Source organism: Crenobacter cavernae (assembly GCF_003355495.1).
Taxonomy (GTDB): domain Bacteria; phylum Pseudomonadota; class Gammaproteobacteria; order Burkholderiales; family Chromobacteriaceae; genus Crenobacter; species Crenobacter cavernae.
This window is the reverse complement of the sequence record NZ_CP031337.1, coordinates 1,000,801-1,024,283: the sequence shown is the minus strand read 5'-3', so window position 1 is coordinate 1,024,283 and position 23,483 is coordinate 1,000,801. Positions and strand designations below refer to the sequence as shown.

23 protein-coding genes are annotated in these 23,483 nt (G+C 69.0%); 12 read left to right on the top strand and 11 right to left on the bottom strand.

From position 1 onward, the window contains the following. The first annotated feature begins 11 nt into the window (after nucleotides 1–11). The 3 genes from DWG20_RS04980 to DWG20_RS04970 all read left to right on the top strand — a co-directional run bounded on the left by DWG20_RS04980 (nucleotide 12) and on the right by DWG20_RS04970 (nucleotide 3,146). Entirely contained in the window at nucleotides 12–974 is a 963-nt protein-coding gene (locus tag DWG20_RS04980; protein ID WP_220272011.1) for a GlxA family transcriptional regulator, read from the top strand. Between the two features lie 72 nt (nucleotides 975–1,046). Then, nucleotides 1,047–2,336: a TIGR03862 family flavoprotein gene (locus tag DWG20_RS04975; protein ID WP_115432771.1), complete on the top strand. Its 1,290-nt coding sequence runs from the start codon at nucleotides 1,047–1,049 to the stop codon at nucleotides 2,334–2,336. Nucleotides 2,337–2,609: 273 nt separating this feature from the next. After that, a complete protein-coding gene (locus DWG20_RS04970) occupies nucleotides 2,610–3,146 on the top strand; it encodes a porin family protein (RefSeq protein ID WP_115432770.1) in 537 nt (178 codons plus the stop codon). 112 nt (nucleotides 3,147–3,258) lie between these two features. Here DWG20_RS04970 and DWG20_RS04965 read toward each other — a convergent pair whose 3' ends face one another. Then, complete coding sequence (locus tag DWG20_RS04965) at nucleotides 3,259–4,149, bottom strand: LysR substrate-binding domain-containing protein (RefSeq protein ID WP_115432769.1); 891 nt, start codon at nucleotides 4,147–4,149, stop codon at nucleotides 3,259–3,261. Nucleotides 4,150–4,268: 119 nt separating this feature from the next. Between DWG20_RS04965 and DWG20_RS04960 the strand changes: the two genes are divergently transcribed. Beyond that, on the top strand, nucleotides 4,269–4,976 hold the full coding sequence (locus tag DWG20_RS04960) for a glutathione S-transferase family protein (RefSeq protein WP_115432768.1): 708 nt from the start codon (nucleotides 4,269–4,271) through the stop codon (nucleotides 4,974–4,976). Nucleotides 4,977–5,031: 55 nt separating this feature from the next. Here DWG20_RS04960 and glpK read toward each other — a convergent pair whose 3' ends face one another. Next, on the bottom strand, nucleotides 5,032–6,516 hold the full coding sequence (gene glpK, locus DWG20_RS04955; protein ID WP_115432767.1) for a glycerol kinase GlpK: 1,485 nt from the start codon (nucleotides 6,514–6,516) through the stop codon (nucleotides 5,032–5,034). 126 nt (nucleotides 6,517–6,642) lie between these two features. Between glpK and DWG20_RS04950 the strand changes: the two genes are divergently transcribed. After that, entirely contained in the window at nucleotides 6,643–7,875 is a 1,233-nt protein-coding gene (locus DWG20_RS04950) for an MFS transporter (protein ID WP_115432766.1), read from the top strand. Between the two features lie 88 nt (nucleotides 7,876–7,963). On the opposite strand, the gene DWG20_RS04945 is transcribed toward DWG20_RS04950, so the two are convergent. The 4 genes from DWG20_RS04945 to DWG20_RS04930 are packed head-to-tail and all read right to left on the bottom strand — an operon-like array spanning nucleotide 7,964 to nucleotide 10,921. Then, nucleotides 7,964–8,950: a serine/threonine protein kinase gene (locus DWG20_RS04945; RefSeq protein ID WP_115432765.1), complete on the bottom strand. Its 987-nt coding sequence runs from the start codon at nucleotides 8,948–8,950 to the stop codon at nucleotides 7,964–7,966. A 27-nt stretch (nucleotides 8,951–8,977) separates the two neighbouring features. Further along, nucleotides 8,978–9,448, bottom strand: coding sequence for an SRPBCC family protein (locus tag DWG20_RS04940; protein WP_115432764.1), 471 nt, complete (start codon nucleotides 9,446–9,448; stop codon nucleotides 8,978–8,980). 23 nt (nucleotides 9,449–9,471) lie between these two features. Continuing rightward, nucleotides 9,472–9,966 (bottom strand): hypothetical protein, encoded by a 495-nt coding sequence (locus DWG20_RS04935; RefSeq protein ID WP_115432763.1) that lies wholly within the window; start codon nucleotides 9,964–9,966, stop codon nucleotides 9,472–9,474. Between the two features lie 28 nt (nucleotides 9,967–9,994). Further along, on the bottom strand, nucleotides 9,995–10,921 hold the full coding sequence (locus DWG20_RS04930) for a LysR family transcriptional regulator (RefSeq protein ID WP_115432762.1): 927 nt from the start codon (nucleotides 10,919–10,921) through the stop codon (nucleotides 9,995–9,997). Nucleotides 10,922–11,023: 102 nt separating this feature from the next. Here DWG20_RS04930 and DWG20_RS04925 point away from each other — a divergent pair, with 102 nt between their 5' ends. From DWG20_RS04925 to DWG20_RS04915, 3 genes are all read left to right on the top strand, one after another. Beyond that, nucleotides 11,024–11,431, top strand: a complete 408-nt coding sequence (locus DWG20_RS04925) for a DoxX family protein (RefSeq protein ID WP_115432761.1) — start codon at nucleotides 11,024–11,026, stop codon at nucleotides 11,429–11,431. Nucleotides 11,432–11,451: 20 nt separating this feature from the next. Beyond that, the gene (locus tag DWG20_RS04920) at nucleotides 11,452–12,216 is read left to right on the top strand and encodes a DODA-type extradiol aromatic ring-opening family dioxygenase (RefSeq protein ID WP_115432760.1); all 765 of its coding nucleotides are present in this window, start codon (nucleotides 11,452–11,454) and stop codon (nucleotides 12,214–12,216) included. 76 nt (nucleotides 12,217–12,292) lie between these two features. After that, nucleotides 12,293–13,609: an aminotransferase-like domain-containing protein gene (locus tag DWG20_RS04915; protein WP_115432759.1), complete on the top strand. Its 1,317-nt coding sequence runs from the start codon at nucleotides 12,293–12,295 to the stop codon at nucleotides 13,607–13,609. Between the two features lie 21 nt (nucleotides 13,610–13,630). Here DWG20_RS04915 and ccoG read toward each other — a convergent pair whose 3' ends face one another. The 3 genes from ccoG to DWG20_RS04900 form a co-directional block, all read right to left on the bottom strand. After that, entirely contained in the window at nucleotides 13,631–14,977 is a 1,347-nt protein-coding gene (gene ccoG / locus DWG20_RS04910; protein ID WP_115432758.1) for a cytochrome c oxidase accessory protein CcoG, read from the bottom strand. A 119-nt stretch (nucleotides 14,978–15,096) separates the two neighbouring features. Further along, on the bottom strand, nucleotides 15,097–15,873 hold the full coding sequence (locus DWG20_RS04905; protein WP_115432757.1) for an ankyrin repeat domain-containing protein: 777 nt from the start codon (nucleotides 15,871–15,873) through the stop codon (nucleotides 15,097–15,099). Then, nucleotides 15,848–16,801, bottom strand: coding sequence for a LysR family transcriptional regulator (locus tag DWG20_RS04900; protein ID WP_115432756.1), 954 nt, complete (start codon nucleotides 16,799–16,801; stop codon nucleotides 15,848–15,850). Before DWG20_RS04900 ends, DWG20_RS04905 begins: the two co-directional genes overlap by 26 nt. Nucleotides 16,802–16,909: 108 nt before the next feature. Here DWG20_RS04900 and DWG20_RS04895 point away from each other — a divergent pair, with 108 nt between their 5' ends. Together DWG20_RS04895 and DWG20_RS16695 are read left to right on the top strand one after the other, a co-directional pair. Further along, nucleotides 16,910–17,140, top strand: a complete 231-nt coding sequence (locus DWG20_RS04895; protein ID WP_115432755.1) for a DUF2798 domain-containing protein — start codon at nucleotides 16,910–16,912, stop codon at nucleotides 17,138–17,140. Nucleotides 17,141–17,399: 259 nt separating this feature from the next. Next, nucleotides 17,400–17,678: a twin-arginine translocation signal domain-containing protein gene (locus DWG20_RS16695; protein ID WP_115432754.1), complete on the top strand. Its 279-nt coding sequence runs from the start codon at nucleotides 17,400–17,402 to the stop codon at nucleotides 17,676–17,678. Nucleotides 17,679–17,731: 53 nt separating this feature from the next. Here the strand turns inward: DWG20_RS16695 and DWG20_RS04885 are convergent, their stop codons facing one another. Further along, on the bottom strand, nucleotides 17,732–19,555 hold the full coding sequence (locus DWG20_RS04885) for a diguanylate cyclase (RefSeq protein ID WP_220272010.1): 1,824 nt from the start codon (nucleotides 19,553–19,555) through the stop codon (nucleotides 17,732–17,734). A 275-nt stretch (nucleotides 19,556–19,830) separates the two neighbouring features. On the opposite strand from DWG20_RS04885, the gene DWG20_RS04880 reads away from it, so the two are divergent. Together DWG20_RS04880 and DWG20_RS04875 are read left to right on the top strand one after the other, a co-directional pair. Then, nucleotides 19,831–21,303, top strand: a complete 1,473-nt coding sequence (locus DWG20_RS04880) for a DEAD/DEAH box helicase (protein ID WP_115432752.1) — start codon at nucleotides 19,831–19,833, stop codon at nucleotides 21,301–21,303. Nucleotides 21,304–21,426: 123 nt separating this feature from the next. After that, the gene (locus tag DWG20_RS04875) at nucleotides 21,427–21,672 is read left to right on the top strand and encodes a DUF2164 domain-containing protein (RefSeq protein ID WP_115432751.1); all 246 of its coding nucleotides are present in this window, start codon (nucleotides 21,427–21,429) and stop codon (nucleotides 21,670–21,672) included. A gap of 71 nt (nucleotides 21,673–21,743) precedes the next feature. Here the strand turns inward: DWG20_RS04875 and DWG20_RS04870 are convergent, their stop codons facing one another. Then, nucleotides 21,744–23,354: a DUF2235 domain-containing protein gene (locus DWG20_RS04870; protein WP_181880975.1), complete on the bottom strand. Its 1,611-nt coding sequence runs from the start codon at nucleotides 23,352–23,354 to the stop codon at nucleotides 21,744–21,746. Nucleotides 23,355–23,483: the final 129 nt, after the last annotated feature.

Below are 23,483 nucleotides of genomic sequence, written 5' to 3'. Positions count from 1 at the left end.
CCGGACAAATCATGCCAACGTTGCGCGTCGGTCTTTTGCTCGTCCCCGGTTGCATGCCGTCCGGCCTGTTCGCCGTCGCAGACATCCTGCACGCGGCCAACCTGCGCTGCGGCCGCGAGCTGTTCAAGACGGTGTGGGTCGCCGAGAGCCGCGAGCCCGTCGTGTGCGCGCACGGCGTCACGCTGACGCCCGAGCAGACGTTGGCCGAGGCCGCTTGCGACGCGGTGCTGGTGCCCGACTTCTGGGCCTATACGATCAAGCAGGTGTGGCGCGTGCTCGACGCGAACGCGGCGCTCGCGGCGACGCTCGCGCGGCTGCCGGCGCACGTCGCGCTGGGCAGTTACTGCACCGGCGTCGCGCTGCTGGCGCGCGCCGGAAGGCTCGACGGCGCGGCCGCGACGACGACCTGGTGGCTGGCCGACGCGATGCGCGAGCGCTTCGGCGATGTCGACTGGCAGTTCCACCACAACGCGCTCTTCACGCCGACGCTGGCGACGGCGACCGGCGCCAACGGCCACCTGGCGATCGTGCGCGCCTTCGTCGAGCGGCATTGCGGCGCGCAGGTCTTCCAGGACATCCGGCAGTGGATGGTGTTGCCGCGCCCTTCACACACGCTGCCCGTGTTCCAGGGCCTGCAGCTTCTGTTCCAGCAGCAGCCCTTGTTGCGCCGGCTGCAGCTCGAGGTCGAGCGGCTGCCGGCGCGCGAGGCGACCGTAGAGCGCGTTGCGAGCCTGTTGGCGACGTCTCCGCGCACGCTGTCGCGGCGCGTGAAGGAGGGAACCGGGGAGAGCGTCGCGAGCCAGGTGAGGCTGGTGAAGATGAACCAGGTCAGCGAGAGGCTGCTGCTGACGGGCGATTCGGTCGGCCGGATCAGCGACGCGCTCGGCTTTTCCGACGAATCGAGCCTGCGCCGCGCGTTCCGCCAGCTGACCGGCTACACGCCTAAGCAATACCGGCAGGCGTTCAAGTCCTGATCCGCATCGGTGCCGCGCGACGCCGTCATTCTTGCTAACATCGCCGGCTGCCCACCCGCCCCAGGAGTCCCCATGCCCGCACCTCGTCATACACCCCGCGTCGCCATCGTCGGCGGCGGGCCGGCCGGCCTGACCGCGGCCGAGGTGCTCATCGAAGCAGGCTTGCAGGTCGACCTGTACGACGCGATGCCGTCGGTCGGGCGCAAGTTCCTGCTCGCCGGCGTCGGCGGCATGAACCTCACGCATTCCGAGCCGTTCGCGCCTTTTCTCGCGCGCTACGGCGCGAAAAGCGGTCAACTGCAGCCGATGTTGGCCGAGTTCTGCGGCCCCGACTTGCGCGACTGGGCGCACGGCCTCGGCATCGAGACCTTCGTCGGCTCGTCCGGCCGCGTGTTTCCGGCCGAGATGAAGGCGGCGCCGCTGCTCCGCGCGTGGCTCGCGCGGCTGCGCGAATCGGGCTTACGCATCCATGTGCGCCACCGCTGGCTAGGCTGGGACAGCAGAGGCGCCTTGCGCTTCGCGACCCCCGCCGGCAGGAAAACCGCCAAGACCGATGCGGTGCTCTTGGCGCTGGGCGGCGGCAGCTGGGCCAAGCTCGGCTCGGACGGCGCGTGGGTGACAACGTTGGCCGAGCGCGGCGTCGACATCGCACCGCTAGCCCCGGCCAACTGCGGCTTCGACATCGGCTGGAGCGAGCACTTTTCTGCCAAGTTCGCCGGCGAGCCGCTGAAGGCGGTGATCGCGAGCTGCACCGACACAGACGGCAACACGCTGTCGCGTCGCGGCGAGTTCGTCGTGACGGCGGGCGGCGTCGAGGGCAGCCTGGTCTACGCGCTGTCGGCGAGCCTGCGCGACGAAATCGCCGCAAAGGGCCGCGCGACGCTGACGCTCGACCTCGCGCCCGACCGCACGGCCGAATGGGTCGCCGCCGAGGTCGCCCACCCGCGCGGATCGCGCTCGCTGTCCAGCCACCTGCAGAGCCGGCTCGGCCTGAAGGGCGCGAAGGTCGGGCTGTTGTGGGAAGTGCTCGGCAAGGACGGCATGCACGACACGGCCCGCGTCGCCGCCGCGATCAAGGCGCTGCCCTTGACGCTCGCCGCGCCGCGGCCGCTCGACGAGGCGATCAGCAGCGCCGGCGGCGTCACCTTCGGCGCGCTCGACGCGAAGCTGATGGTCGAGGCGCTGCCCGGCGTGTTCTGCGCCGGCGAGATGCTCGACTGGGAGGCGCCGACCGGCGGCTACCTGTTGACCGCGTGCTTTGCGACCGGCCGTGCCGCCGCGCGCGGCGTGCTCGACTGGTTGGCGGCACGGCCGGTCGCGAAAAAGCGTAAGGCCGCCACGCGGTCCGAACCTGACGCCTGAACCGCATCGACCCCAACGAGCAGGGCTCGGCCAACCTTTGCGGGCTTGGCCGAGCCCTTCGTCTGTTAACCGCCCGTTAAACCGCAACACCCGTTAACGGCTTCCCCCGCCCTCGTCACAGACCGTCACACAAGGTCATATAAGTCCCACCTTTCGCGCACACAGCGCCCACAGATCCGCTGGTCGTCGCCCCCTAGACTGGCATTCATCGACAAGGCGCTCTCGTCACGGGCAGCCAGCCTTGGCAGTCAACCTTAAGCAAAGGACACGACCATGAAACTGACTCGCACCCTCTTGATCGCATCGACGCTCATCGCCGCCGCCGGCGCCGCCCAGGCGGCCGACACCGGCCTGTACGGCTACGGCAACCTCGGCCACACCGACCAGAAGCCGGAAGGCCTGAAAAATGCTAAGGACCGCGACGGCTCCGGCGGCCTCGGCCTCGGCTACCGCGTGAACGACAACTTCGCGGTCGAAGGCGGCTACGCCAACTACGGCAAGACCAAGGCGAACAACGGCGAGATCAAGCGCGACGGCGCGCGGGTCGCGGCGCTCGGCATCCTGCCGCTGAACGACAAGGTCGACGTGTACGGTTCGGCGTCGGCCAACTACGTCCATACCAAGGGCACGGTGAACGGCGTGTCCAGAACCGCCAACGACTGGGCACCCGGCGTCGGCGTCGGCGTCGGCTACAAGCTGACCGACCGCGTCGGCGTGCGCGCCGGCTACGACCGCATCATGAACGTCGGCGACAAGGCGCTGAAGACCGACATGAACGCGTACAACGTCGGCGTGACCGCGCGCTTCTGATCCCCACCGAAGTCAGTCCCGCATTACCCGTAGCACCCTGTTCGATTGCAGTTTCTCCTCTCCGTGTTGTGTGATTGATGGGCCGGTCGACGACCGGCCCTTTTTTTGTTCCTCACGGATTACCGAGGCACTGCACCAGGAATTCCACGGTCGCCCGCACGCTGGGGAGCTGGCCGCGGCGCGCGGGCATCAACATCGTGGTCGTGACCGTCCCTGCGGTCCAGTCCGGGAGCACGCGGATCAATTGCCCGGCCTGTAAGGCCGGCCGGCACATCTTCTCGGGCAAGGGGACGATGCCGAGGCCGGCGATGGCCGCGCCGGTCAGCACCATCGACTCGTTGACCGTCATGCGGGCGACGGGCGAAACCCGAAACGTCGCGCCCGCCGGACCGGTCAGCTGCCAAGTGCCGGCCGCCGTGCCGGTCATCAGACCGTTGTGCGTCGCCAGTTGCGTTGGGGATCGGACTTCCTCGTGCCGGCTCAGATAATCCGGCGCGGCCACCAGGATGATCGGTTCCACCGCGAGCTGGCGCTGCACCAGCCCCGAGTTCGGCAGCGGCGCAAAATGGCTGCGGACCGCGATATCGAAACCCTCCTGCACCACGTCGACCATCCGGTCGGACACTTCCAGTTGGATGTGCAGCCGCGGGTAGGCGCGCGCGAGCGCGGGCAGGTGCTCGGCCAGGTACCACTGCGCCGTCGGCACAGAGGCGGTCATCCGCACCGTGCCGCTCGGCTCCGCGACGCGCCTGTGCACGGCGTCTTCGGCGGCCTCCGCCTCGATCAGCGCGGCGCGGGCGTGTTCGTAGAAATCGCGCCCGACATCGGTCAGCGTGAAGCTGCGCGAGCTGCGATAGATCAGCCGCGCCGCTAGGCTCTCTTCCAGTTCCGCCACGCGCTTGCTGACGGTCGACTTGGGCACGCCCAGGCCGCGCGAGGCGGCGGCAAAGCCGCCGTGCGAAACGGCGGCCACAAAGAAGCGGAGATCGTTCAGGTTCAGCATCGCGCAGCAAAGTCTACATTTGTGGATGATGAGTCCAATTTTTGCCGACTACTCGGCTAAAGTCCACAAACCTATAGTTCGCCTGTGCCCGATTGAACGGGTCCCACCAGGAGAACACCATGCATCCCATCCTCTTCTACGGCGTGCCGTCCGGCTGCTCGTTCGGTTCCATCGTCGCGCTCGAATGGCTCGGCGCGCCCTACCGGCTCAGCCGCATCGAGATGCCCGAAGTCGTGACCGGCGATGCCTACCGGCGCATCAACCCGGTCGGCGAAACCCCGACGCTGATGGACGAAAACGGCCAGCTCATCAGCGAAAGCCTGGCGATCCTCAACCACATCGGCGCCCGCGGCATCGACAAGAAACTGGGCTTCGCGCAGGGCAGCCGCGACTTCGACCGGCTGAACCAGATGCTGGCCTACCTCAACACCAGCTTCTTCGGCGCGTTCGCCCCGCTCTGGTACGCGCTCGAGCATGGCGCCGACGGCGCGGACAAGACGGCGCTCACCCGATACGGCGCTGCGGAGGTCGTGAACGTGCACGCCGAGCTGGAGGCCATGCTGGGCGAGAGCCCTTGGCTGCTCGGCGAGCACAAGACGCTGGCCGACGCCTATTTCATCGGCATCGCGCGCTGGACGAAATACCATGCCGTTCTCGATCGCCGCGATTATCCGAAGCTGCAGCGGCTCTACGACAGGCTGGAAGCCGATCCCGCCGTGAAGTTCGCGCACGCGATCGAAAAGCAGGTGCAGCCGGTGGGTAGCGGTGGATTCATGGGGCACGTCAGCCTGGACGAAGCGCTGAGGCTGTTGCCGGCGGCTCGCTGAAGCCGTGTCCGGTCCCGAACCGGCGATGCGCCGATAGCCCCGCGACGGTGCGGGGCTATCCGTGGCTCAGCGTCCGTTTCACGGCGGCGTGCCAGCCGGCGTAGAGCGCGTCCCGCCTTGCTTCGTCCATCTGCGGCTTGAAGCGCCGGTTCAGCCGCCAGTTCTCGGCGAGCTCGTCTAGCCCGCCGTAGACGCCCGCACCGAGGCCAGCCAGATAGGCCGCGCCGAGCGCCGTCGTCTCGGTGACCTCGGGCCGTTCGATACTCACCGCGAGCACGTCGGCGAGGAACTGCATCAGCCAGTCGTTGCCGACCATGCCGCCGTCGACGCGCAGCGCGGCGGGCTTCGGCGCGCCGTCCGCCTGCATCGCGTCGAGGAGGTCGCGCGTCTGGTAGCACACCGATTCGAGCGCGGCGCGCACGATCTCGCGTATGCCCGAGTCGCGCGTCAGCCCAAGGATGGCGCCGCGCGCGAGCGGGTCCCAGTACGGCGCACCCAGTCCGGTGAACGCCGGCACCAGATACACGCCGCCGGTGTCCGGCACCTCGCGCGCCAGCGCCTCGGTGTCGCCGGCGTTGTTGATTAATTTGATCGCGTCGCGCAGCCACTGCACCGCCGCGCCGGCGACGAAGATGCTGCCCTCGATCGCGTAGGTGGTCTGGCCGTCGAGCCGGTAGCAAACGGTCGACAAGAGCTTGTGCCGCGATGCGATCAGCTCGCTGCCGGTGTTCTGCACGACGAAGCAGCCGGTGCCGTAGGTCGACTTGATGTCGCCGGGCGAAAAGCACGCCTGGCCGACGGTCGCGGCCTGCTGGTCGCCGGCCATGCCGGTGATCGGTATCGGCTGGCCGAACAGCGTCGTTTCGCCGAAGTAGCCGGCGTTGTCGAACACCTCGGGCAAGAGGCTCGCCGGGATGTCGAACAGCGCGAGCAGCTCGTCGTCCCATTGCTGGCGGCGGATGTCGAATAGCAGCGTGCGCGCGGCGTTGCTCGCGTCGGTAGCGTGTACATGCCCCTCGGTCAGCCGCCACAACAGGAAGCAGTCGATCGTGCCGAACGCGAGCTCGCCGCGCTCGGCGCGGTCGCGCGCGCCGGGCACGGTGTCGAGCAGCCACGCGAGCTTGGTGGCCGAAAAGTACGGGTCGATGACGAGGCCGGTGCGTTCGGCGACCAGCGCGGCGTTGGCCGGGCTCGACAACTCGGCGCAGCGCGCGGCGGTGCGCCGGTCCTGCCAGACGATGGCCGGCGCGAGCGGCGCGCCGCTGGTGCGGTCCCACAGCACCGTCGTCTCGCGCTGGTTGGTGATGCCGATCGCGGTGATCTGGCCCGCGCCGCCGACCTCGGGCCGCGCGAGCACCGCGCGGCACACCTCGAGCGTGTGCTGCCAGATGATGTTCGGGTCGTGCTCGACCCAGCCCGGTTGCGGGAAAAACTGCGGCAGTTCTTCTTGAGCGCGCGCGATCACGCGGCCGGTATTGTCGAACACCATCGCGCGCGTGCTGGTGGTGCCCTGGTCGATGGCGAGCAGAAGAGGGGACATGGCGAACGCTCTCGCGGGGGGGACGATGCTTACATGATAAGTCGGGGCGGGTCGCCCCGAAGGCGGAACGCGCGTTTTCGGCGTAAGCTCGATGCGGCCGCTTTTTTCCGTCCAGGCCTCGAAGCCATGACCGCCGAACTCCCCGCCGACACGCCCGCGCTGCGTCACCACCGTCCCTTCCTCGCCTTCTGGTTCGCGCGCGTGTTCACCACCGGCGGCTTCCAGATGCTGTCGGTGGCGATAGGCTGGCAGATGTACGCGCTGACCGGCAGCGCGCTCGACCTCGGCCTCGTCGGCCTGGTGCAGTTCCTGCCGCGCGTGCTGCTGGTCTTGGTGACCGGCGACGTCGCCGACCGTTTCGACCGGCGCCGTGTGCTCGGCGTCAGCCTGCTGGTGCAGGCGGCGGTGGCCTTCTGGCTCGCGGCGGGCAGCGCGGGCTTAAGCGTCAGCCGCGAGCTGATCTTCTTTCTGGCCGCCGTGATCGGCACCGCGCGCTCGTTCGACATGCCGACGATGCAGGCGTTGCTGCCCAACGTCGTGCCACCCAAGCTGCTCTCGCCGGCGATCGCCGCGGCGGCGGCGGCGACCGAGGCGGCGACCATCATCGCGCCGGCGCTGGGCGGCTTCCTCTACGCGGCTGGCGCACCGGTCGCCTACGGCGTCGGCACGGTCGTCTATCTGATCGCGGCTCTGCTGGTGCTGAACATCTCCGCGCGCCCGCAGACGCCGCGCGACGAGAAGTTGACGCTCGATTCGCTGTTCGCCGGCGTGCGCTTCATCAGGAGCCGGCCGGACATCCTCGGCGCGATCTCGCTCGACCTGTTCGCGGTGCTGCTCGGCGGCGCGACCGCGCTGTTGCCGGTGTACGCGCGCGATATTTTGCACACCGGGCCGTGGGGGCTGGGGCTGTTGCGCGCGGCGCCGGCCCTCGGCGCGCTGGCGATGTCGGCGTGGCTGATACGGCATCCGATCCGGCGCCGCGTTGGCCGCGTGATGTTCGCTGCGGTCGGTGTCTTCGGCGTCGCGACGGTGGTGTTCGGCGTGTCGACGTCGTTCTGGCTGTCGATGGCGGTGCTCGTCATCCTCGGCGCGTCGGACATGGTCAGCGTGGTGATCCGCGCATCCTTCGTGCAGCTGGAAACGCCCGACGCGATGCGCGGCCGCGTCGGCTCGGTCAATTCGCTGTTCATCGGCGCGTCGAACCAGCTCGGCGAATTCGAGTCGGGGGCGACCGCGGCGCTGATGGGCACGGTGCCGGCGGTGGTGGCGGGCGGGCTGGGGACGCTGGCGGTGGTGGCGATCTGGATGAAGTGCTTCCCATCGCTGGCGCACCGCGACCGGCTGTCCGGTCCGGAATGAACGTTGGCCGAGCCCGGCGAGGACGGCTCAGCCAACGTCGAATGCGACGACGCCCCGGAGGTTTCCAGGGCGTCGTCGTTTCAGGGGCTTACACCGGCCACAGCGGCGGCTCGTCCATCAGCGCGATCTGCTCGCGCAGTTCCAGAATGCGGTCCTGCCAGTAGCGCTGCGTGCCGAACCACGGGAAGGCGGCCGGGAAGGCCGGGTCGTTCCAGCGCCGCGCGAGCCACGCGCTGTAGTGGATCAGCCTGAGCGTCCTGAGCGCCTCGACCAGGTACAGCTCGCGCGTGTCGAATTCGCAGAAGTCCTCATAGCCGGCGAGCAAATCGGCCAACTGCCGGCTCTGCTCGTCCCTTTCGCCCGACAACAACATCCACAGATCCTGCACCGCCGGGCCCATGCGCGCGTCGTCGAAGTCGACGAAGTGCGGGCCGGCGTCGGTCCACAGCACGTTGCTCGCGTGGCAGTCGCCGTGCAGGCGCAGCGTGTTTACGTCACCGGCGCGCTCGAAGCCGCGCGCGACGCCGTCCAGCGCCTGGCGCGCGACGCCGAAATAGACCTCGCGCAATTCTTGCGGCACGAAGTCGCTGTTCTCCAGGAAGGCGATCGGCTCGGCGCCGAAGCTGTCGATGTTCAAGGTCGGCCGAGTCGCGAACGGCCTTATGGCGCCTGCCGCGTGGATGCGGCCGAGGAAACGGCCGAGCCATTCGAGCACGTCGGGGCGGTCGGTTTCGGGCGCGCGGCCGCCCCGCCGCGGATAGACGGCGAAGCGGAAACCCGCATGTTCCGACAAGGTCTTGCCGCAGAAGGACAACGGCGCGACCACCGGGATCTCGCGCTCGGCGAGCTCAAGAACAAAGTTGTGTTCCTCGAGAATCTGTTCATCCGTCCAGCGCGCCGGGCGGTAGAACTTGGCGACGACGGGCGGCGCGTCGTCGACGCCGACCTGGTAGACGCGGTTTTCGTAGCTGTTCAGCGCCAACAGCTGGCCGCTGACCGGCAGGCCGAGCGTCTCCAGCGCGGTGAGCAGGCAGTCGGGCGTGAGGCCGGCGAACGGCGGGGCGAGGGTATCCATGCCGGCATTATACGGCCGCGACGCCGCTTATTCGGGCGGGTGCTCCCAGCGCCGCGCCGTGATCGCGAATGTCTGCCCGGTCTCGAGCAGTGTCTTGAGCGCCGAGAGCACCATCGGCCAGCCCTGCATGGCGCCGTTCAGCATCGGCGAGTCGGGCTCGAGCCCGTCGTGCGTGACGGTCAGCCGCACGAGGTCGAAGTAGGGCTCGACGTCGAAGGCGACGCGCGAGTGCTTCGCCGGATCGTCGGCGTCGGCGGGGAAGGCCCACGACAGCACCAGCCGGCGCGGCGGCGTGTTCTCGAGCACGGTGCCGACGACGTCGACCACGTCGTGGTGCTTGTAGTCCTCGTGCCGCCACGGCGAGCCGACGGCCCAGTCGGACACGTTGCGGTGGTGTCCCCAGTAGAGGCGCGTCTCCTCGGGGTCGGTCAGCGCCGAATGGAGCTGCTCCGGCGTGGTCGCGATATAGCTGACGTAGACGAATGGCGCGGTGCTCATCGGCGTGTCCTCAAGGCGGGGGGTCAGTAGTGCGGCGCGGGCAGCCGCTCGATCAGCCTGCGCAGCGCGGCCTCGATCGGCGCCTTGCCGCGCCCGGACAGCGGTTCACGGTCTTCCCAGTATGGCGCGCCGGCGCCCGGGCGGGTGGCGGTCAGCACCACCTCGCGCGCGGTCTCGACCCGCGAATACACCGGCGTGTCCCAGATCACGCCGCCGAAGCCGCCATGCCGGTGGTGGCCGGCGCCGATGCCCCACCCCCAGCTCCAGCTCCAGTGCTGGTCGGGCACCACGCGCTGCACTTCGTTCACCCTGAAGCACAGGCGCAGCGTAGGGCGGGCGGCGTCTTCCTCGAAGCCGCGCAGCGCGAGCCTCGTGCGCAGCCAGTCGCCCAGCGTGCCCGTGTCGCCGGGCACGCAGTCGATCGCGTAGCGCGCCTCGCCGGGCAGCGCGGCGTCGGCCGGCGCGGCGGCGAAGACGGCGGCCAGCGCGAGGCCCGATATCAGCGTCAGCGGTTTCATGGCGGTTGTCCCGGCTAGAGTTTTCATTTTAGCCCGCGGGCCGCGGCCGATCATTTACATCCCAGTAAGGCGCGTCGCCGAACACGGCGGCCAGATGCTCGACAAGCAGCCGCACCTTGTTCGGCAGGTAGCGCCGGTGCGGGTAGAGCGCGTAGAGCCGGTAGGTCGGCGTCGGCACGTCTTCGAGCAGCGGCACGAGCGTGCCGGCGGCGAGGTCGTCGCCGACGAGGAAGGTCGGCTGGTAGATCAGGCCGAGCCCGCGACGTGCCGCGTCGACGAGCACGTCGCCGTTGTTGGCGGTGACGCCGCCGCCTACCGGCACGCGGATCTCGCCCGCGTCGCCGAAAGCCCAAGAGTCGGGCGAGCCGGACAGGCTGTAGCGCAGGCAGTCGTGGTCGGCGAGCTCGGCCAACGTCGTAGGCGCGCCGCGCGCGGCCAGGTAGTCGGGCGACGCGCACAGCGCCACGCGGATAGGTGCGAGCGCGCGCGCGACGAGGGACGATTCGGGCAGCGCGCGCGAGATGCGCAGCGCGACGTCGAAGCCCTCTTCGATCAGATCGACGCGCCTGTCGTTCAGTTGCAGGTCGAGCGCGACCTTCGGGTGGGCGCGCCGGAATTCGGCGAACGGGCCGGATAAATGTCTGAGGCCGAACGACACCGGCGCCGCGACCCTGAGCGTGCCGCTAGGCTCGAGGCTGCCGCGGCCGGCCGCCGCCTCGGCCTCGTCGACCGCGTCGACGATGGAAGCGACGCGCGCGAGGTAGTCGGCGCCGGCCTCGGTCAGCGACAGCCGGCGCGTCGTGCGGTTGAACAGGCGCACGCCGAGGCGGTCTTCGAGCGCGCCGACCGTCTTGCTCGCGAGGCCCTTCGACAGGTTCAGCCGCTCGCTCGCGGCGGCGAAGCTGCCGAGTTCGGCGACCGTCGAAAATATGCGCATCGCGTTCAGCACGTCCATGATTGTTGAACCTTTTTCATCAATAAGCTGATTTCTAGCGGGTTTATCCCGTGGAGCGCAAGCGGTGTAATGGCGTCACAGATCCCCCACCGGAGAACGACCATGGATACCCGCACCGCCCCCTACGCCGCCCTCGTGCTGCGCCTCGCCCTCGGCCTGATGTTCGTCGCGCACGGCCTGACCAAGTGGCTGGTGTTCACGCCGGCCGGCACCGCCCACTACTTCGCTTCGCTTGGGTTACCCGGCTTCCTCGGCTATATCGCGATGGCAGCCGAGATCGCCGGCGGGCTCGCGATCCTGCTCGGCGTCGCCGCGCGCCAGACCGCCGCGCTGCTCGTGCCGCTGCTGGCCGGCGCGACGCTGTTCGGCCACGCCGCCAACGGTTGGGCGTTCGCCAGCCCCGGCGGCGGCTGGGAATACCCGGCCTTTCTGACCGCTGCGGCGATCGCGCTGGCCCTGCTCGGCGACGGCGCGTTCGCGCTGAAACCGATAGGCCGCCGCGTCGCCTGAATCGATCAAAGGAGAAAGCCATGACCCGCCTGCCCAGCCTGTTCATCTCCCACGGCGGTCCGTCGGTGCTGATCGACGGCTCGCAAGTCCCCGAAGCGTGGCGCCGCATCGCCGCCGAGCTGCCGCGGCCGCGCGCGGTGCTGATGATGTCGGCGCACCATCCGGGCCGCGCGGTGCGCGTCGGCGCCGCACCCGCCTGGCAGACGGTGCACGACTTCCGCGGCTTCCCTACCGAGCTTTACGAACTGCGCTACGACGTCCAAGGCGATCCCGAGTTGGCCGAGATGGTGTTCGACAAGATCCGCGCCGCCGGCATCGCCGCCGAACTCGACACCTCGCCCGGCATCGACCACGGCGCGTGGGTGCCGCTGTTGGCGATGTACCCTGAGCGCGACGTGCCGGTGGTGCAGCTGTCGGTGCTGCCCGGCGGCGACGCGCGCGACCATTACGCACTAGGCAGAGCCGTTTCGGAATTCGCCTGCGACGGCGTGCTCGTGATCGGCTCGGGCAGCCTCACGCACAATCTGTACGAGCTCGGCCGCGGCGAGGTGCCCGATTGGGTCAACGGTTTCCGCGACTGGATGCACGCGAGCTTGGCCGAGCACGACGTGGCCGCGCTGCTCGATTGGGAAAAACAGGCGCCGTTCGGCCGCGAGAACCATCCTACCGACGAGCACCTGCTGCCGCTGTTCTTCGCGCTAGGCGCCGGCGGCGCGCCGCGGCCACTGTATCGCGGCGTAGAGCACCGCTCGGTCGCGATGGACGCCTACGCCTTCGGCGACTGAAGTAAAACGCCGGGCCGTTTCTAGACGGCCCGGCGTCAGGTCGCCGCCGCGGCGCCGGGCTGTTACGCTACGCGGCATGAACAAATTCGCCCGTCTGGTCGACTTTTTCGTCTCGGCGATCGAGCGCGGCAGCTACCGGCCCGGCGACGCGCTGCCGTCGCTGCGCGCGTCGGCGCAAACGCACGCGGTCAGCCTCAACACCGCAAAGCGCGCGTACTGGGAGCTCGAGCGGCTCGGCTTCGCAGAGGCGAGGGCGCGCGAGGGCTTTACCGTGATCGCCGGCGCCTTGCCCGCTCCCGTCGCGCCGCCGCTGTCCGGCCCCTGGGGCTCGCCCTTCGTCAACCCGGCGCTGTTCGACACGCGCGCGCTCGGCGAGGCGGCGACGCGCGCGATGCGCGGCTACGGCCGCGAGTTGGCCGAGCCGCAGCCGTATGGCCTTCCCGCGCTGCGCCGCCAGCTCGCGCGCCGCTACCGCGCCGAGGGCATCGCGCTCGACTGGTGCGACATCCATATCACCTGCGGCGCGATGGAGGCGCTGTCGCTCGCGGTGCGCGCGGTGACGCTCGGCCAACCCTCGCCGCGTCTGGCGGTGCTGACGCCGGCCTTCCCCGGCCTGTTGGGCCTGCTCGCGCAGCACGGCATCGCGGTGCTGGCGGTGCCGGTCGATTCTTCCGGGGTCTTCGATGCCGGCCTGCTCGACGAGGCCGCCGGCAGCCTTAACGGCATCGCGGCGATGCCGTCGTTCCAGCACCCTACCGGCGTGTGTCTTGCCGACGCGTCGCGCGCGGCGCTGCTCGATATCGCGCGGCGCCACGACCTGCCGCTGATCGAGGACGACAGCTACCGCGCGCTGTTCTTCGGCGCCGCGCCGCCGCGCCCGCTGATCGCCGACGACGCGGACGGCCGCGTGCTGCACTGTTCCGGTTTCTCGAAGACGCTGGCGCCCGGCTACCGCGTCGGCTGGATCGCGCCGGGGCGCTGGCGCGAGCGCGTCGGCGCGCTGAAAGCCAGCACCACGCTCGCGTCGCCGTTGCCGAGCCAGATGGCGATCGCCGAACTGTTGGCCGACGGCGCGCACGAGGGCATGCAAGCGCGGCTGCGCGGTGAGTTGGCGGCGCGCGTCGCGGCGATGCGCGATGCGCTGCTGCCGCGTCTGCCCGGCGGTTGCCGCCTGCACGAGCCGGCCGGCGGCTACTTCCTGTGGCTGGAGCTGCCGCCGGGGGCGTGCGAAGCGGCGTGCGTCGCCGCCGCGCAGGCGCAGGGCATCTTCGTTGCGCCGGGCGCCCTGTGCCAGCCGCCGGGAAGCGGCAGGCCGGCGATACGGCTGAACGCCAGCTACTACGAGGCGCCGCAGGCGCCGGCGCTCGAGACGCTCGCCGATTTGCTGAACTGAAGCGCTCGGCCAACCTTTCCATCATTCCCCGATGAAGCGCGAGCTCTCGCCTACAGACACACCTGGTTCGTCTGCTGCGTAGGCTACGATGCGCAACGGCTGGCTGCCGCGCTGCACCGCCTCGGGCGGCGCCTCTACGCGCAGCATCACCGACGCGCTCTTCTCGGGCGCCAGCGTCACGATAGTCGGCTCGGCCAACTTCGCGCCCGGCAGGCCGTCGACGCTGAAGCTCAGGATGAGCGTCTCATCGCCGGTGTTGACGAGGTTCGCGGTGTAGCCGTTTTCCAGCCAGCCGTCCGATGTCTCGCGCACCAGGAAGGCGCGGTCGCGCAGCACGTTCATCTCGAGCGGCGCGCGCGTCGCGAAGCCGTACGCGGTCGCGATGCCGACGATCCCCATCAGCGCGCCGTAGACGGCGACGCGCGGCCGCAGCAGCAGGCGCCGCGCGCTGTCGACCTTGCCGGCGAGCCGATTCTCGCTCGAGAAGCGGATCAGCCCGCGCGGCGCGGCTATCTTGTCCATCACCTCGTCGCAGGCATCGATGCAGGCGGCGCAGTTGATACATTCGTATTGCAGCCCGTGCCGGATGTCGATGCCGGTCGGGCAGACCTGCACGCACAGGCCGCAGTCGACGCAGTCGCCGCGCGGTGCGGTCGCGTCCTTCTTCAACCCGCCGCGCGGTTCGCCGCGTTGCGCATCGTAGCTGACCACCAGCGTGTCCTTGTCGAACATCACGCCCTGGAAGCGCGCGTATGGGCACATGAAGAGGCAGACTTTCTCGCGCAAGAGCCCGGCCAACAGATAGGTGAAAGCGGCGTAGAACAAGAGCCAGAACAGCGGCCAGCCGTCGACGTGGCCGACGAGCTCGCGCACCGGCACGAACCAGCCGACGAAGGTGAAGCCGGTTGCGAGCGAGAACGCGACCATCGTGCCGTGCGACGCCGAGCGCAGCGCGAGTTTTTTCGCCGACCACGGCGCGGCGTCGAGCGCGATGCGCGCCTTGCGGTCGCCTTCGATCGCGCGCTCTATCCACACCATGATCTGGCTGTACACCGTCTGCGGACAGGAAAAACCGCACCACAGCCGGCCGGCGAGCGCCGTCCACCAGAACAGCGCGATCGCGCAGAAAATGAGCAGCGCGGCCAGATAAACAAAATCCTGCGGCAAGAGCGTGAGGCCGAACAGGTGGAAGCGGCTGCCGGGGAAGTCGAACAGCACCGCCTGGCGGCCGTGCCATGTCAGCCACGGCATGACAAAGAACAGCAGTTGGGTCAAGAGCACCATAGCGACGCGGCCGTTGTGGAAGCGGCCACGGGGCAGGCGCGGGTGGATCTTGATCGGGACGATGGGGATGGCGCGGGAAGACATCGCAAGGCCTCGGGGAGATGGCAGAGGTCTTCGATGCTGGCAGCGCGGCGTCGGGCCGCACAGCCCCAGCGGGCGGTCCGCGCATGGGTACAGGCGCCGTTGCGGCGCCGGAAGAAGGGCTAGAGCCGCGGCGCCGCTTCGAGCGTGGCGACGATGTTCTGGTAGCCGCGCGCGCGCGCGTAGTCGAGCGGGTTGCGGCCGTTGCGGTCGGCCAGGTCGGTGCGCGCGCCGGCCTGGATCAGCGCGGCGACGATGTCGTTGTAGCGCTCGCTGCCGTCGCCGAGCATCACCGCCCCGTGCAGCGCGGTCCAGCCGAGCGCGTTGACGTGGTTGACCGGCGCGCCGGCGGCGATCAGCTGCAGCACGGTGTCGGCTTCGCCGAGGTGGGCGGCGTAGATCAGCGCGGTGCCGCGGTGGCGCGACACCACCTGCGCCGGGTTGGCGCCGAGATTGAGCGCGAACCTGGTGAGCGCCGGGTTGCGCGTGCGCACCGCGATCGACAGCACGTCTTCGCGGTCGCCGTCGAGCGCGTTGATGTCGGCGCCGGCCGACGTCAGCCGCGCGACGCACGCCAGATGCCCGCGCTCGGCGGCGCGGTGCAGCGCGAGATTGCCGCCCATGTCGCGCTGCTGGACGCTGGCGCCGGCGGCGAGCGCCGCCTCGACACCCTGCAGCGAGCCTTTCTCGGCCGCCGTCATCAGGCGCATGTCCATCGGCGTCACCTTGCGATAGGGCAAGGGGTAGCCGTTGGGCAACGGCCCCGGAAACAGCGGATAGACGAGGACTTCCTTGTCCCTGGGGCCGCCGGCGGCGGCCGGCGCGCCGCAGACGGCGAGGGCGACGGCGAGGGCGACGGCGAGGCAGGCCGTTTCAGTCAAGGTGCGAAGCGGGAGCATGATCACTCCTTGGTGGCGAGTGGAGCGCGGCCGGGCCTGCACCCTGCAACAAGGGCGTTGCGAGCGCGAAGTCCGACAGGTGCTCGATGAGCGCACGCACCTTGGCCGGTTGCTGGCGTTGCGGCCAGACCGCGTACAGCGGTCGGCCCGGTGACGTCCAGCCGGGCATCACTTGCACGAGGCGCCCCGTCTGGAGCGCCTCGTGTGCGATCAGCCTCGGGCAGTAGAGCAGCCCGAGGCCGGCCTCGGCCAAGGTCACCGCCAGCGCCAGCTCGTTGAGCTTGCAGCGTGCGGACGGTTCTATCGTCAGCGTCTGGCCGCCGTCGGGGTCGTGAAAGCGCCACGGGCCGAACGGTTCGATCACCAACAATTCGTGAGCCGACAGCTCGACCGGGTGGGTCGGCACGCCGCGCTCGGCAAGGTAGGCGGGCGATCCCGCCACGACCAGTTCCACCGTGCCCAGGCGACGCTGGTAGAGCGTCGAATCGGGCTGTTCGCCGACGCGGATCGCGACGTCGGCGCCGTGTTGCCACAGGTCTTCGTTGTGATTGCTGAGGAAAAGTTCGAGGCGGATCTCCGGGTGGGCGGCCAAAAAGCGCGTCCACACCGGTGCGAGCAGGCCGCGCGCCAGGTTCACCGGCGCGAGCACCCGCAGCAATCCCTGCACCTTGTTCATGCCGACGTCGAGCGCCTCGGTCGTCTGCTTCAGCGCCGAGACCAGCGGCCGGCATTGCTCGTAGTAGGCCTGGCCGGCCTGCGTCGGCAGCAGCCGGCGCGCGCTGCGGTGCAGCAAACGGCAGCCGAGCTGGCCCTCGAGCCGCTGCAGGCGGCGCGTCAGCGTGGCGGGCGGCAGGCCGTGTTGTCGCGCCGCGGCCTGCAGGCTACCGGCGTCGACAATCGCAATGAATAAAGCGAGGTCGTCGAGCATGATGTCGTTTTTTGCAATCTGAGATTGAGGAAACGGATGTAGTTGCAGGAATAATTGAACTCTAGCATATGGGTAACGCGTCCTCTTGATTCTCAAGGAGTTTTACCCATGTCCGACACGCTCCGTCTGCGTCTCGTCTTCGCCGGCCTGATGTCCTGCCTGATGTCCTGCCTGATGTCGCTGCTGATGACCGGCTGGGTCACTTGGCTGAACCTCGGCTTCGCCGGCTTCTGGGGCCGCGCTTTCGTCGCCGCGTGGCCGGCGGCCTTCGCCATCGTCGTCGTGTTCGGCCCGCAGGTGCAGCGGCTGAGCCAGCGTCTGGGGGGCCTAGGGGGATGAGAATTCCAGTCTAGGAAAAAGGGCGGCCGGCGGGCCGCCCTTTTCTTCGGCAGTTACTATCGCTCGTCATGCCAAAACTGCAACGGAATATGGACGGTATCCGGCCGGCTTCATGCGTTTGGCGCGTGATTCAAGGCTAAAAATGCCATCGCCCGCGTCTTTTCATCGATATTAGCTTCGGCTAAAGCAATTCCTTTATGGCCGTGTCACCGCGGCTGCCTACCCTCGCATCCAGGCTTTATTCACCTGGAGTGCGTCAATGTCACGTTTCAACCGTCGCGACTTTCTGAAGACGGCCGGCGGCGCGCTGGCCGTCTCAAGCGGCATGGCAACCGGCGACGCCCGGGGCCCGGCCGAGCTTTGCCAGCCGGCGCGTCGGCGACAAGCTGGCCGATGGGCTGACGCTGCTTGCGCTGCGCGAACGCGAGGTCGAACTCGCTTGCGATCAGGGCAACAGCGAGCGTTTGAGCCTGCCGCCCGACGGCCCGCCGCGAGCCGCGCTGCCGGCGCCCAACGGCAACTGACGCGTTGCCCATGAAAAGGTTGGCCGAGGCCAAGCTTGCTGCGGCCCTTGCGCGGGCGTCGCCGCCTTTACGGCTGCCGGCACCAGCGATCGCGCCCGGCCTCTTTGGCGCGGTACATCGCGACGTCGGCCTGCTGCAGCAGCGTGGGCGCGTCGAGGCCGTGCGTCGGGTAGAGCGCGATGCCGACGCTGGCGCTGATGGCCAGTGGGCAGTCGAGCGCGGCGCTGACGCGGCGCAGGTTGGCCAGGAGCTTGTCGGCGACGCGGCCGGCGTCGTCGGCGCTGTGCAGCGCTTCGAGCAGCAGCACGAACTCGTCGCCGCCGAGGCGCACGACGGTGTCGGTGTCGCGTACTGACGCCTTCAAGGCGCCGGCGACGGCGATCAAGAGCTTGTCGCCGGTATCGTGGCCGAAGCGGTCGTTCACCGGCTTGAAACCGTCCAGGTCGATCAGCAGTACGCCGAGCATCTCGCCGCTCCGTTGTGCGCGCAGCATCGCGCTCGCCAGCCGCTCGTGCAGCAGCAGCCGGTTGGCCAGCCCGGTCAGCGGGTCGTGGTGCGCGAGGTGGCTGAGCTTGTTCTCGCTCGCGGTGAGGCGCGCGTTGGCGCGCGCCAGTTCGCGGGTGCGCTCGGCGACGCGCGCCTCGAGCTCTTGCTCGTGCTGGCGCAGCACGTCGAGCATCGTTTCCTTGGTCGCGATCGCCTCGGCCTGCGCTTGCTCCTTCTCGCTGTGCGCGGTCTGGATGCGGTCGGCCAGCGCGAACGACAAGAGCAGCATCTCGAGCGCCGAGCCGACCTGCATCGCGTGGCTGGTCAGCGCGTTGGTCGGCAGCCAGCCGAGGTTCCTCAGCGCCATCATCGCGACGCCGGCCAACAGCAGCGTCCACGCCAGCAGGAAGTAGCGCGCGCCCGGCTGCTGCCGGATCAGGCAGCGGATCGCGGCGACCTCGGCGACCACCGCGAAGCTCGCGCCGAGCAAGGACGTGAGGATGGCCGCCCAGCGGTAGGGCATGAAGGCCGGGCCGAACGCGGCGATCGCGAAGCCGGCGGCCAGCGCGACGATCAGCGTGTCGAGCTTCGGCGTATGGCGCCGCGTGGCGAGGAAGAGCCGCGTGAACAGCGCGCCGAAGAAGCCGGTCGCGGCGAAGCCCGAGGTCAGCGCGACGTTGCCCCAGGCCGGGAAGGCGGGCCACAGGTACTGGTTGCCGAGGCCGTTGAGCGACAACTGGCCGACCGCCATGCTGGCGGCGAAGGCGACGTAGGCGAGGTAGTTGCGGTCCCTGAGCGACAGGTACAGCAAGAGGTTGTAGAGCCCGAGCGCGAGCAGCATGCCGTAGTAGAGCGCCAGCATCGCGTACCGGTCCTGGTCGTGGTTGCGGAAGGCCTCGGCCTCCCACAGCGTGAGCGGCACGGTCAGGCTGCCTTCGGACTCGACGCGCAGATAGACCGTCTGCGGCTGGCCGGCGCGAAGGTCGACCGGCACCAGGAAGTTGCGGTTGGGCAGCGGCCGTTCGGCGAATGGCAGCGTGTCGCCCATGTGGTAGCGCTTGCCGGCGGCGGGCAGGTAGACGGTGATCGAGTCGAGCGACGGGAAGCCGACGTCGAGCAGCCAGCGGCCGCTCGTTCTGGGCTCGATCGTGAAGCGCAGCCAGTACGTATTCTTGCTGTAGCCGAAGTTGACGTCGTTGCCGCCGCGGGCGGCGGGCGCGAAGCGCGCGGCGTTCGACGGGGCGATCACCTCTTCGAGGTCGAAGGCGTGCCCCGGGTCGGCGAGCACCTCTACATGGTCCGCGAGCTTGGCCGAGAGGGTGCCGGGCTCGAGCGCGACCGCCGGTCCCGCCCTTGCCACGGCGGCGAGCACGAGCAGCAGCAAAAAACGAAGGGCGGACAACATGGGACGGGCCGGACAAGTGGAATGGCATAAATTATGCGACATCTTTATTTAAACTTGCACGCGACTTCGTGCCGGCCGGCAGCGCGGCTCGACGGCGTGAATGACGCCGAAACGGTCGGCGCGCTCGCCGTAGCCGCCGCGGCGCGGTACACTGGCCGCCTTTCGCGTGCGCCGTCATCCCAATCCCGGGCGCACCGTCCTCCAACCCCCCAAGTTTCTCCGTCTGCCTGGATTGGTGTCGCGCTTGCGACAGGCCGTCGCGATATAGGTGAACCATGAGCATCCCCGTTTTTGCCGACCTGAAGTTGGCCGAGCCCATCCTGCGCGCGCTTGCCGACGCCGGTTACACGACCCCGACGCCGATCCAGGCACAGGCGATTCCGCAAGTGCTCGCCGGCGGCGACCTGCTGGCCGCCGCGCAGACCGGCACCGGCAAGACCGCTGGCTTCACGCTGCCGCTGCTGCAGCGCCTCTTGGAAACCCCGCCCGAGAACGCGCGCCCGGGTCGCCCGCGCGCGCTGGTGCTGACGCCGACGCGCGAACTCGCCGCGCAGGTCGAGGAATCGGTCCGCACCTACTCGAAATACCTGAAGACGACGTCGATGGTGATGTTCGGCGGCGTCGGCTTCAACCCGCAGGCGCAGGCGCTGAAAAAGCGCGTCGACATCCTCGTCGCGACGCCGGGCCGCCTGCTCGACCACGCGAACCAGAAGACCGTCGACCTGTCCGGCATCGAGATCCTGGTGCTCGACGAAGCCGACCGCATGCTCGACATGGGCTTCATCCACGACATCCGCAAGGTGTTGGCGCTATTGCCGGCGCGCCGCCAGAACCTGTTGTTCTCGGCGACCTTCTCCGACGAGATCAAGACGCTCGCCGACCGCCTGCTCGACAACCCGAAGCTGGTCGAGGTCGCGCGCCGCAACACGACCAACGAACTGGTCGACCAGAGCGTCCACCTCGTCGACCGCGACAAGAAGACCGACCTGTTGACGCGCCTGATCCAGGACGGCGACTGGCACCAGGTGCTGGTGTTTACGCGCACCAAGCACGGCGCCAACCGGCTGGCCGAGAAGCTCGACAAGTCCGGCATCCCGGCCGCGGCGATCCACGGCAACAAGAGCCAGGGCGCGCGCACCAAGGCGCTGGCCGACTTCAAGTCGAACACGCTGCAGGCGCTGGTCGCGACCGACATCGCCGCTAGGGGCCTGGACATCGACCAGCTGCCGCAGGTGGTCAACTTCGAGCTGCCGAACGTGCCGGAAGACTATGTGCACCGCATCGGTCGCACCGGCCGCGCCGGCTCCACCGGCCGCGCGGTGTCGCTGGTGTGCGTCGACGAGCTGAAGCTGTTGAAGGACATCGAAAAGCTGACCAAGTTGTCGATCGCGCAGTTCACCGTGGCCGGCTTCGAGGCCGACCTGTCGGTCGCGCCCGAACCTATCATCAACGGCCGTGGTGGTCAGCGCGGCGGTGGCCGTCGCGACGGCCAGGGTGGTCAGGGTGGTCAGCGCCAGGGTCAGGGACAAGGCCAGCGCCAGGGTCAAGGCCAGGGCGGCAAGCCGCGCCAGCCGCACAAAGCCGCCGCCGAGGGCCACGCCGGTCCGAGGCCGGTGCCCAAGGGTGGCCGCGGCGACACGCCGCACTCGCACGCCAAACCGGCGCCGACCTCGGGCAGCGCGCCGCGCGGCCAGGGCAAGCCCCGTTCGCAGACTTCCGCGCTGTTCGCGCCGCCGAAGTCGCGTTAACCGTCCCGCGCCGAGTTTCTGCGCGCCGATTCATGCCAACGCCCGGTCTCTGCCGGGCGTTTTTCTTTTCCGGACCCCGGCGCAGGCGCTACGCTATTTGCCTCGACCTCAAGGAACAGATCGATGTCCACCCCCTGGCTCACCCCCGAGCAACTCGCCGCGCTCGCGCCCGAGCTGCAGGCCTACCTCGCGCGCGAGTTCGACGTCGAGCTCGGCGGATTCGACGCGCAATTCGTGCTCGGCTTCGTCGCCGACAAGATCGCGCCGCTCGCGTACAAGCGCGGGATCGCCGATGCGCAGAAGGTCGTCGCCGAGCGCTTCGAGCGGCTGCAGGACGATCTGTGGCAGCTCGAACGGCCGGCCGAATAGAAGGGCTCGGCCAACGCTGGCCGAGCCCGCGCGTGCAGAATCGCTCGCCCGTAATCATCCGGGCAGCCGGGTCACGACAGGCGCGTGATGGTGACGATAAGGCTCCCACTATTGTTCGAGTAGGCCCACGAAGCGTCGTTGGCGAACAGGTACAGGTAGCCGTCCCGGTCGATCTGGAGCTCGGCCGACTTTCCGACGGCTTGCAGCTGCGAGTTTTCGTCGAACCGGTCAACCGAGTGCGTCAGGCTCTGGATCATGCCGGTGACGGCGTTACCGGCGTCGGGGTTGTGCGACTCGAGCGTCGCGTCGGCGTTGACGCAGGCGACGAGGCAGAACCACGGCGCGTCTTCCAGCCTCCTCATCCCCTCGGCGGCTTTCATGATCGGGTTGGGCGAGTCGTAGCCGGAGGCGGAAACCGTGTGGTCCTTGTCCTTCCACGTGCCGTCCGGCGCGTCGATACGGTAGCGCTCCCCCGCGCTGACGGCGATGCCGGTCGCGTTCCAGCAGCAGTTGGCGAAGACATAGTCGCGCAAGGCTTCTCCCGGCGCCAGCCTGACGGTGGGCTGGGACGAGAAGATCTTTTCGGGCTTGATCGGCGGCTTGTAGTAGGCCTGCGTCTGCGGGTGGTGCTCGAGCGACGGCGGCCGGTAGTCGTCCCGCTTGTCGAAGCGCTCCTTGACCTCGGGTGCGAGCTCAGCGTCGTCCGGGATGTGCCGCGGCGAGAGCGGGCGCCGCTTCCACATCCGGTTCTGCGCCTCGTCGTGCCTGTCCTGCACCGCGAGCGGCGCAGGCGTCGGTAGCAACTGGTTCAGGTCTATCGGCAACGGGTTTTCCAGCGACGCGATTTCCGCCGCCATCCAGCTGAGCGTGATGTCGGACAGCCCCTTCTCCGGGTAGCCGCCGCCGACGTCCGCGTGGACGCCAGCAAACCACACCTGCTTGATCGAGCCGTCGGCGCGCGGCGCCCACGGTGTCGGCAAAAAGTCTTCTCGTTGCTCGTCGATCGCCATCGCGTGCCGTCCGTAGCGCACCCGCTCGCTCAGCGACAGGTCGGCAAAGTCCAGCCTGAGCTCTTCTGCCAGGTCGATCAGCCGCATCCCGTTGAAGAACGGCACGCCGAGCGCGCCGACCGTGTCCCAGACGCCGACCAGCTGGATCGGCTTCTCGCCGTTGGCGGCCCAGAAATCCTCGCCCCGCGGCCGCTTCCCCTCGTTGCGGATCGCTTCGGCCTTGGTCTGCAGCCAGAGGCTGCGGGCCTCGAGCCTGGCAAGGACGGCGCCGTCATCGAGCTCTTCGGCCGTGAGCAGCCCGGCGCGCGCGATAAAGCTGGCGAGGCTGCGCGCCGACCACGCGCCGCGCGAGAAGCCGAATAGCCAGATCCTATCGCCTTTGACGTAATGGCTGGACACGAGCAGGAAGGCGTCCATCACTCTCCTATGCAGGCCGGCGCCAAGCACCCCGCCGGTGAAGCGGTCTTCGCCGGAAGAACCGACGCCGTCGAGATAGAGCGCCATCAGCGAGTCGCCCTTCCTCTGGCGGTACGCGCATTTGACCGGGCCCTCTTTCTCGTCGACCGTCTCTTCTGGCCCGGCGCGCAGCGCGCTGAACAGCCGGTAGACGTTGGTGTGCGCGTCGGGGTCGTTCCACGTGCCGTCCATGAACACCGCGATATCCTTTGCCATCTCGTCCCTCCGTTGCGAAAACGTAGCGGCCATGCCGGCGGTAGCTCAGGCAGCAGCGTCGCGACGCTGATTTCTTGGTAGACGATGAATCTATGGTGTCAATCGGCGTCGGTTTATTGCGATGTGCTG

What these genes read in the sequence shown, in the direction of transcription:
- DWG20_RS04980 (WP_220272011.1), top strand. Translation starts at nt 12, where the DNA reads ATGCCAACGTTGCGCGTCGGTCTTTTGCTCGTCCCCGGTTGCATGCCG.
- DWG20_RS04975 (WP_115432771.1), top strand. Translation starts at nt 1,047, where the DNA reads ATGCCCGCACCTCGTCATACACCCCGCGTCGCCATCGTCGGCGGCGGG.
- DWG20_RS04970 (WP_115432770.1), top strand. Translation starts at nt 2,610, where the DNA reads ATGAAACTGACTCGCACCCTCTTGATCGCATCGACGCTCATCGCCGCC.
- DWG20_RS04965 (WP_115432769.1), bottom strand. Translation starts at nt 4,149, where the DNA reads ATGCTGAACCTGAACGATCTCCGCTTCTTTGTGGCCGCCGTTTCGCAC.
- DWG20_RS04960 (WP_115432768.1), top strand. Translation starts at nt 4,269, where the DNA reads ATGCATCCCATCCTCTTCTACGGCGTGCCGTCCGGCTGCTCGTTCGGT.
- glpK (WP_115432767.1), bottom strand. Translation starts at nt 6,516, where the DNA reads ATGTCCCCTCTTCTGCTCGCCATCGACCAGGGCACCACCAGCACGCGC.
- DWG20_RS04950 (WP_115432766.1), top strand. Translation starts at nt 6,643, where the DNA reads ATGACCGCCGAACTCCCCGCCGACACGCCCGCGCTGCGTCACCACCGT.
- DWG20_RS04945 (WP_115432765.1), bottom strand. Translation starts at nt 8,950, where the DNA reads ATGGATACCCTCGCCCCGCCGTTCGCCGGCCTCACGCCCGACTGCCTG.
- DWG20_RS04940 (WP_115432764.1), bottom strand. Translation starts at nt 9,448, where the DNA reads ATGAGCACCGCGCCATTCGTCTACGTCAGCTATATCGCGACCACGCCG.
- DWG20_RS04935 (WP_115432763.1), bottom strand. Translation starts at nt 9,966, where the DNA reads ATGAAACCGCTGACGCTGATATCGGGCCTCGCGCTGGCCGCCGTCTTC.
- DWG20_RS04930 (WP_115432762.1), bottom strand. Translation starts at nt 10,921, where the DNA reads ATGGACGTGCTGAACGCGATGCGCATATTTTCGACGGTCGCCGAACTC.
- DWG20_RS04925 (WP_115432761.1), top strand. Translation starts at nt 11,024, where the DNA reads ATGGATACCCGCACCGCCCCCTACGCCGCCCTCGTGCTGCGCCTCGCC.
- DWG20_RS04920 (WP_115432760.1), top strand. Translation starts at nt 11,452, where the DNA reads ATGACCCGCCTGCCCAGCCTGTTCATCTCCCACGGCGGTCCGTCGGTG.
- DWG20_RS04915 (WP_115432759.1), top strand. Translation starts at nt 12,293, where the DNA reads ATGAACAAATTCGCCCGTCTGGTCGACTTTTTCGTCTCGGCGATCGAG.
- ccoG (WP_115432758.1), bottom strand. Translation starts at nt 14,977, where the DNA reads ATGTCTTCCCGCGCCATCCCCATCGTCCCGATCAAGATCCACCCGCGC.
- DWG20_RS04905 (WP_115432757.1), bottom strand. Translation starts at nt 15,873, where the DNA reads ATGCTCCCGCTTCGCACCTTGACTGAAACGGCCTGCCTCGCCGTCGCC.
- DWG20_RS04900 (WP_115432756.1), bottom strand. Translation starts at nt 16,801, where the DNA reads ATGCTCGACGACCTCGCTTTATTCATTGCGATTGTCGACGCCGGTAGC.
- DWG20_RS04895 (WP_115432755.1), top strand. Translation starts at nt 16,910, where the DNA reads ATGTCCGACACGCTCCGTCTGCGTCTCGTCTTCGCCGGCCTGATGTCC.
- DWG20_RS16695 (WP_115432754.1), top strand. Translation starts at nt 17,400, where the DNA reads ATGTCACGTTTCAACCGTCGCGACTTTCTGAAGACGGCCGGCGGCGCG.
- DWG20_RS04885 (WP_220272010.1), bottom strand. Translation starts at nt 19,555, where the DNA reads ATGTTGTCCGCCCTTCGTTTTTTGCTGCTGCTCGTGCTCGCCGCCGTG.
- DWG20_RS04880 (WP_115432752.1), top strand. Translation starts at nt 19,831, where the DNA reads ATGAGCATCCCCGTTTTTGCCGACCTGAAGTTGGCCGAGCCCATCCTG.
- DWG20_RS04875 (WP_115432751.1), top strand. Translation starts at nt 21,427, where the DNA reads ATGTCCACCCCCTGGCTCACCCCCGAGCAACTCGCCGCGCTCGCGCCC.
- DWG20_RS04870 (WP_181880975.1), bottom strand. Translation starts at nt 23,354, where the DNA reads ATGGCAAAGGATATCGCGGTGTTCATGGACGGCACGTGGAACGACCCC.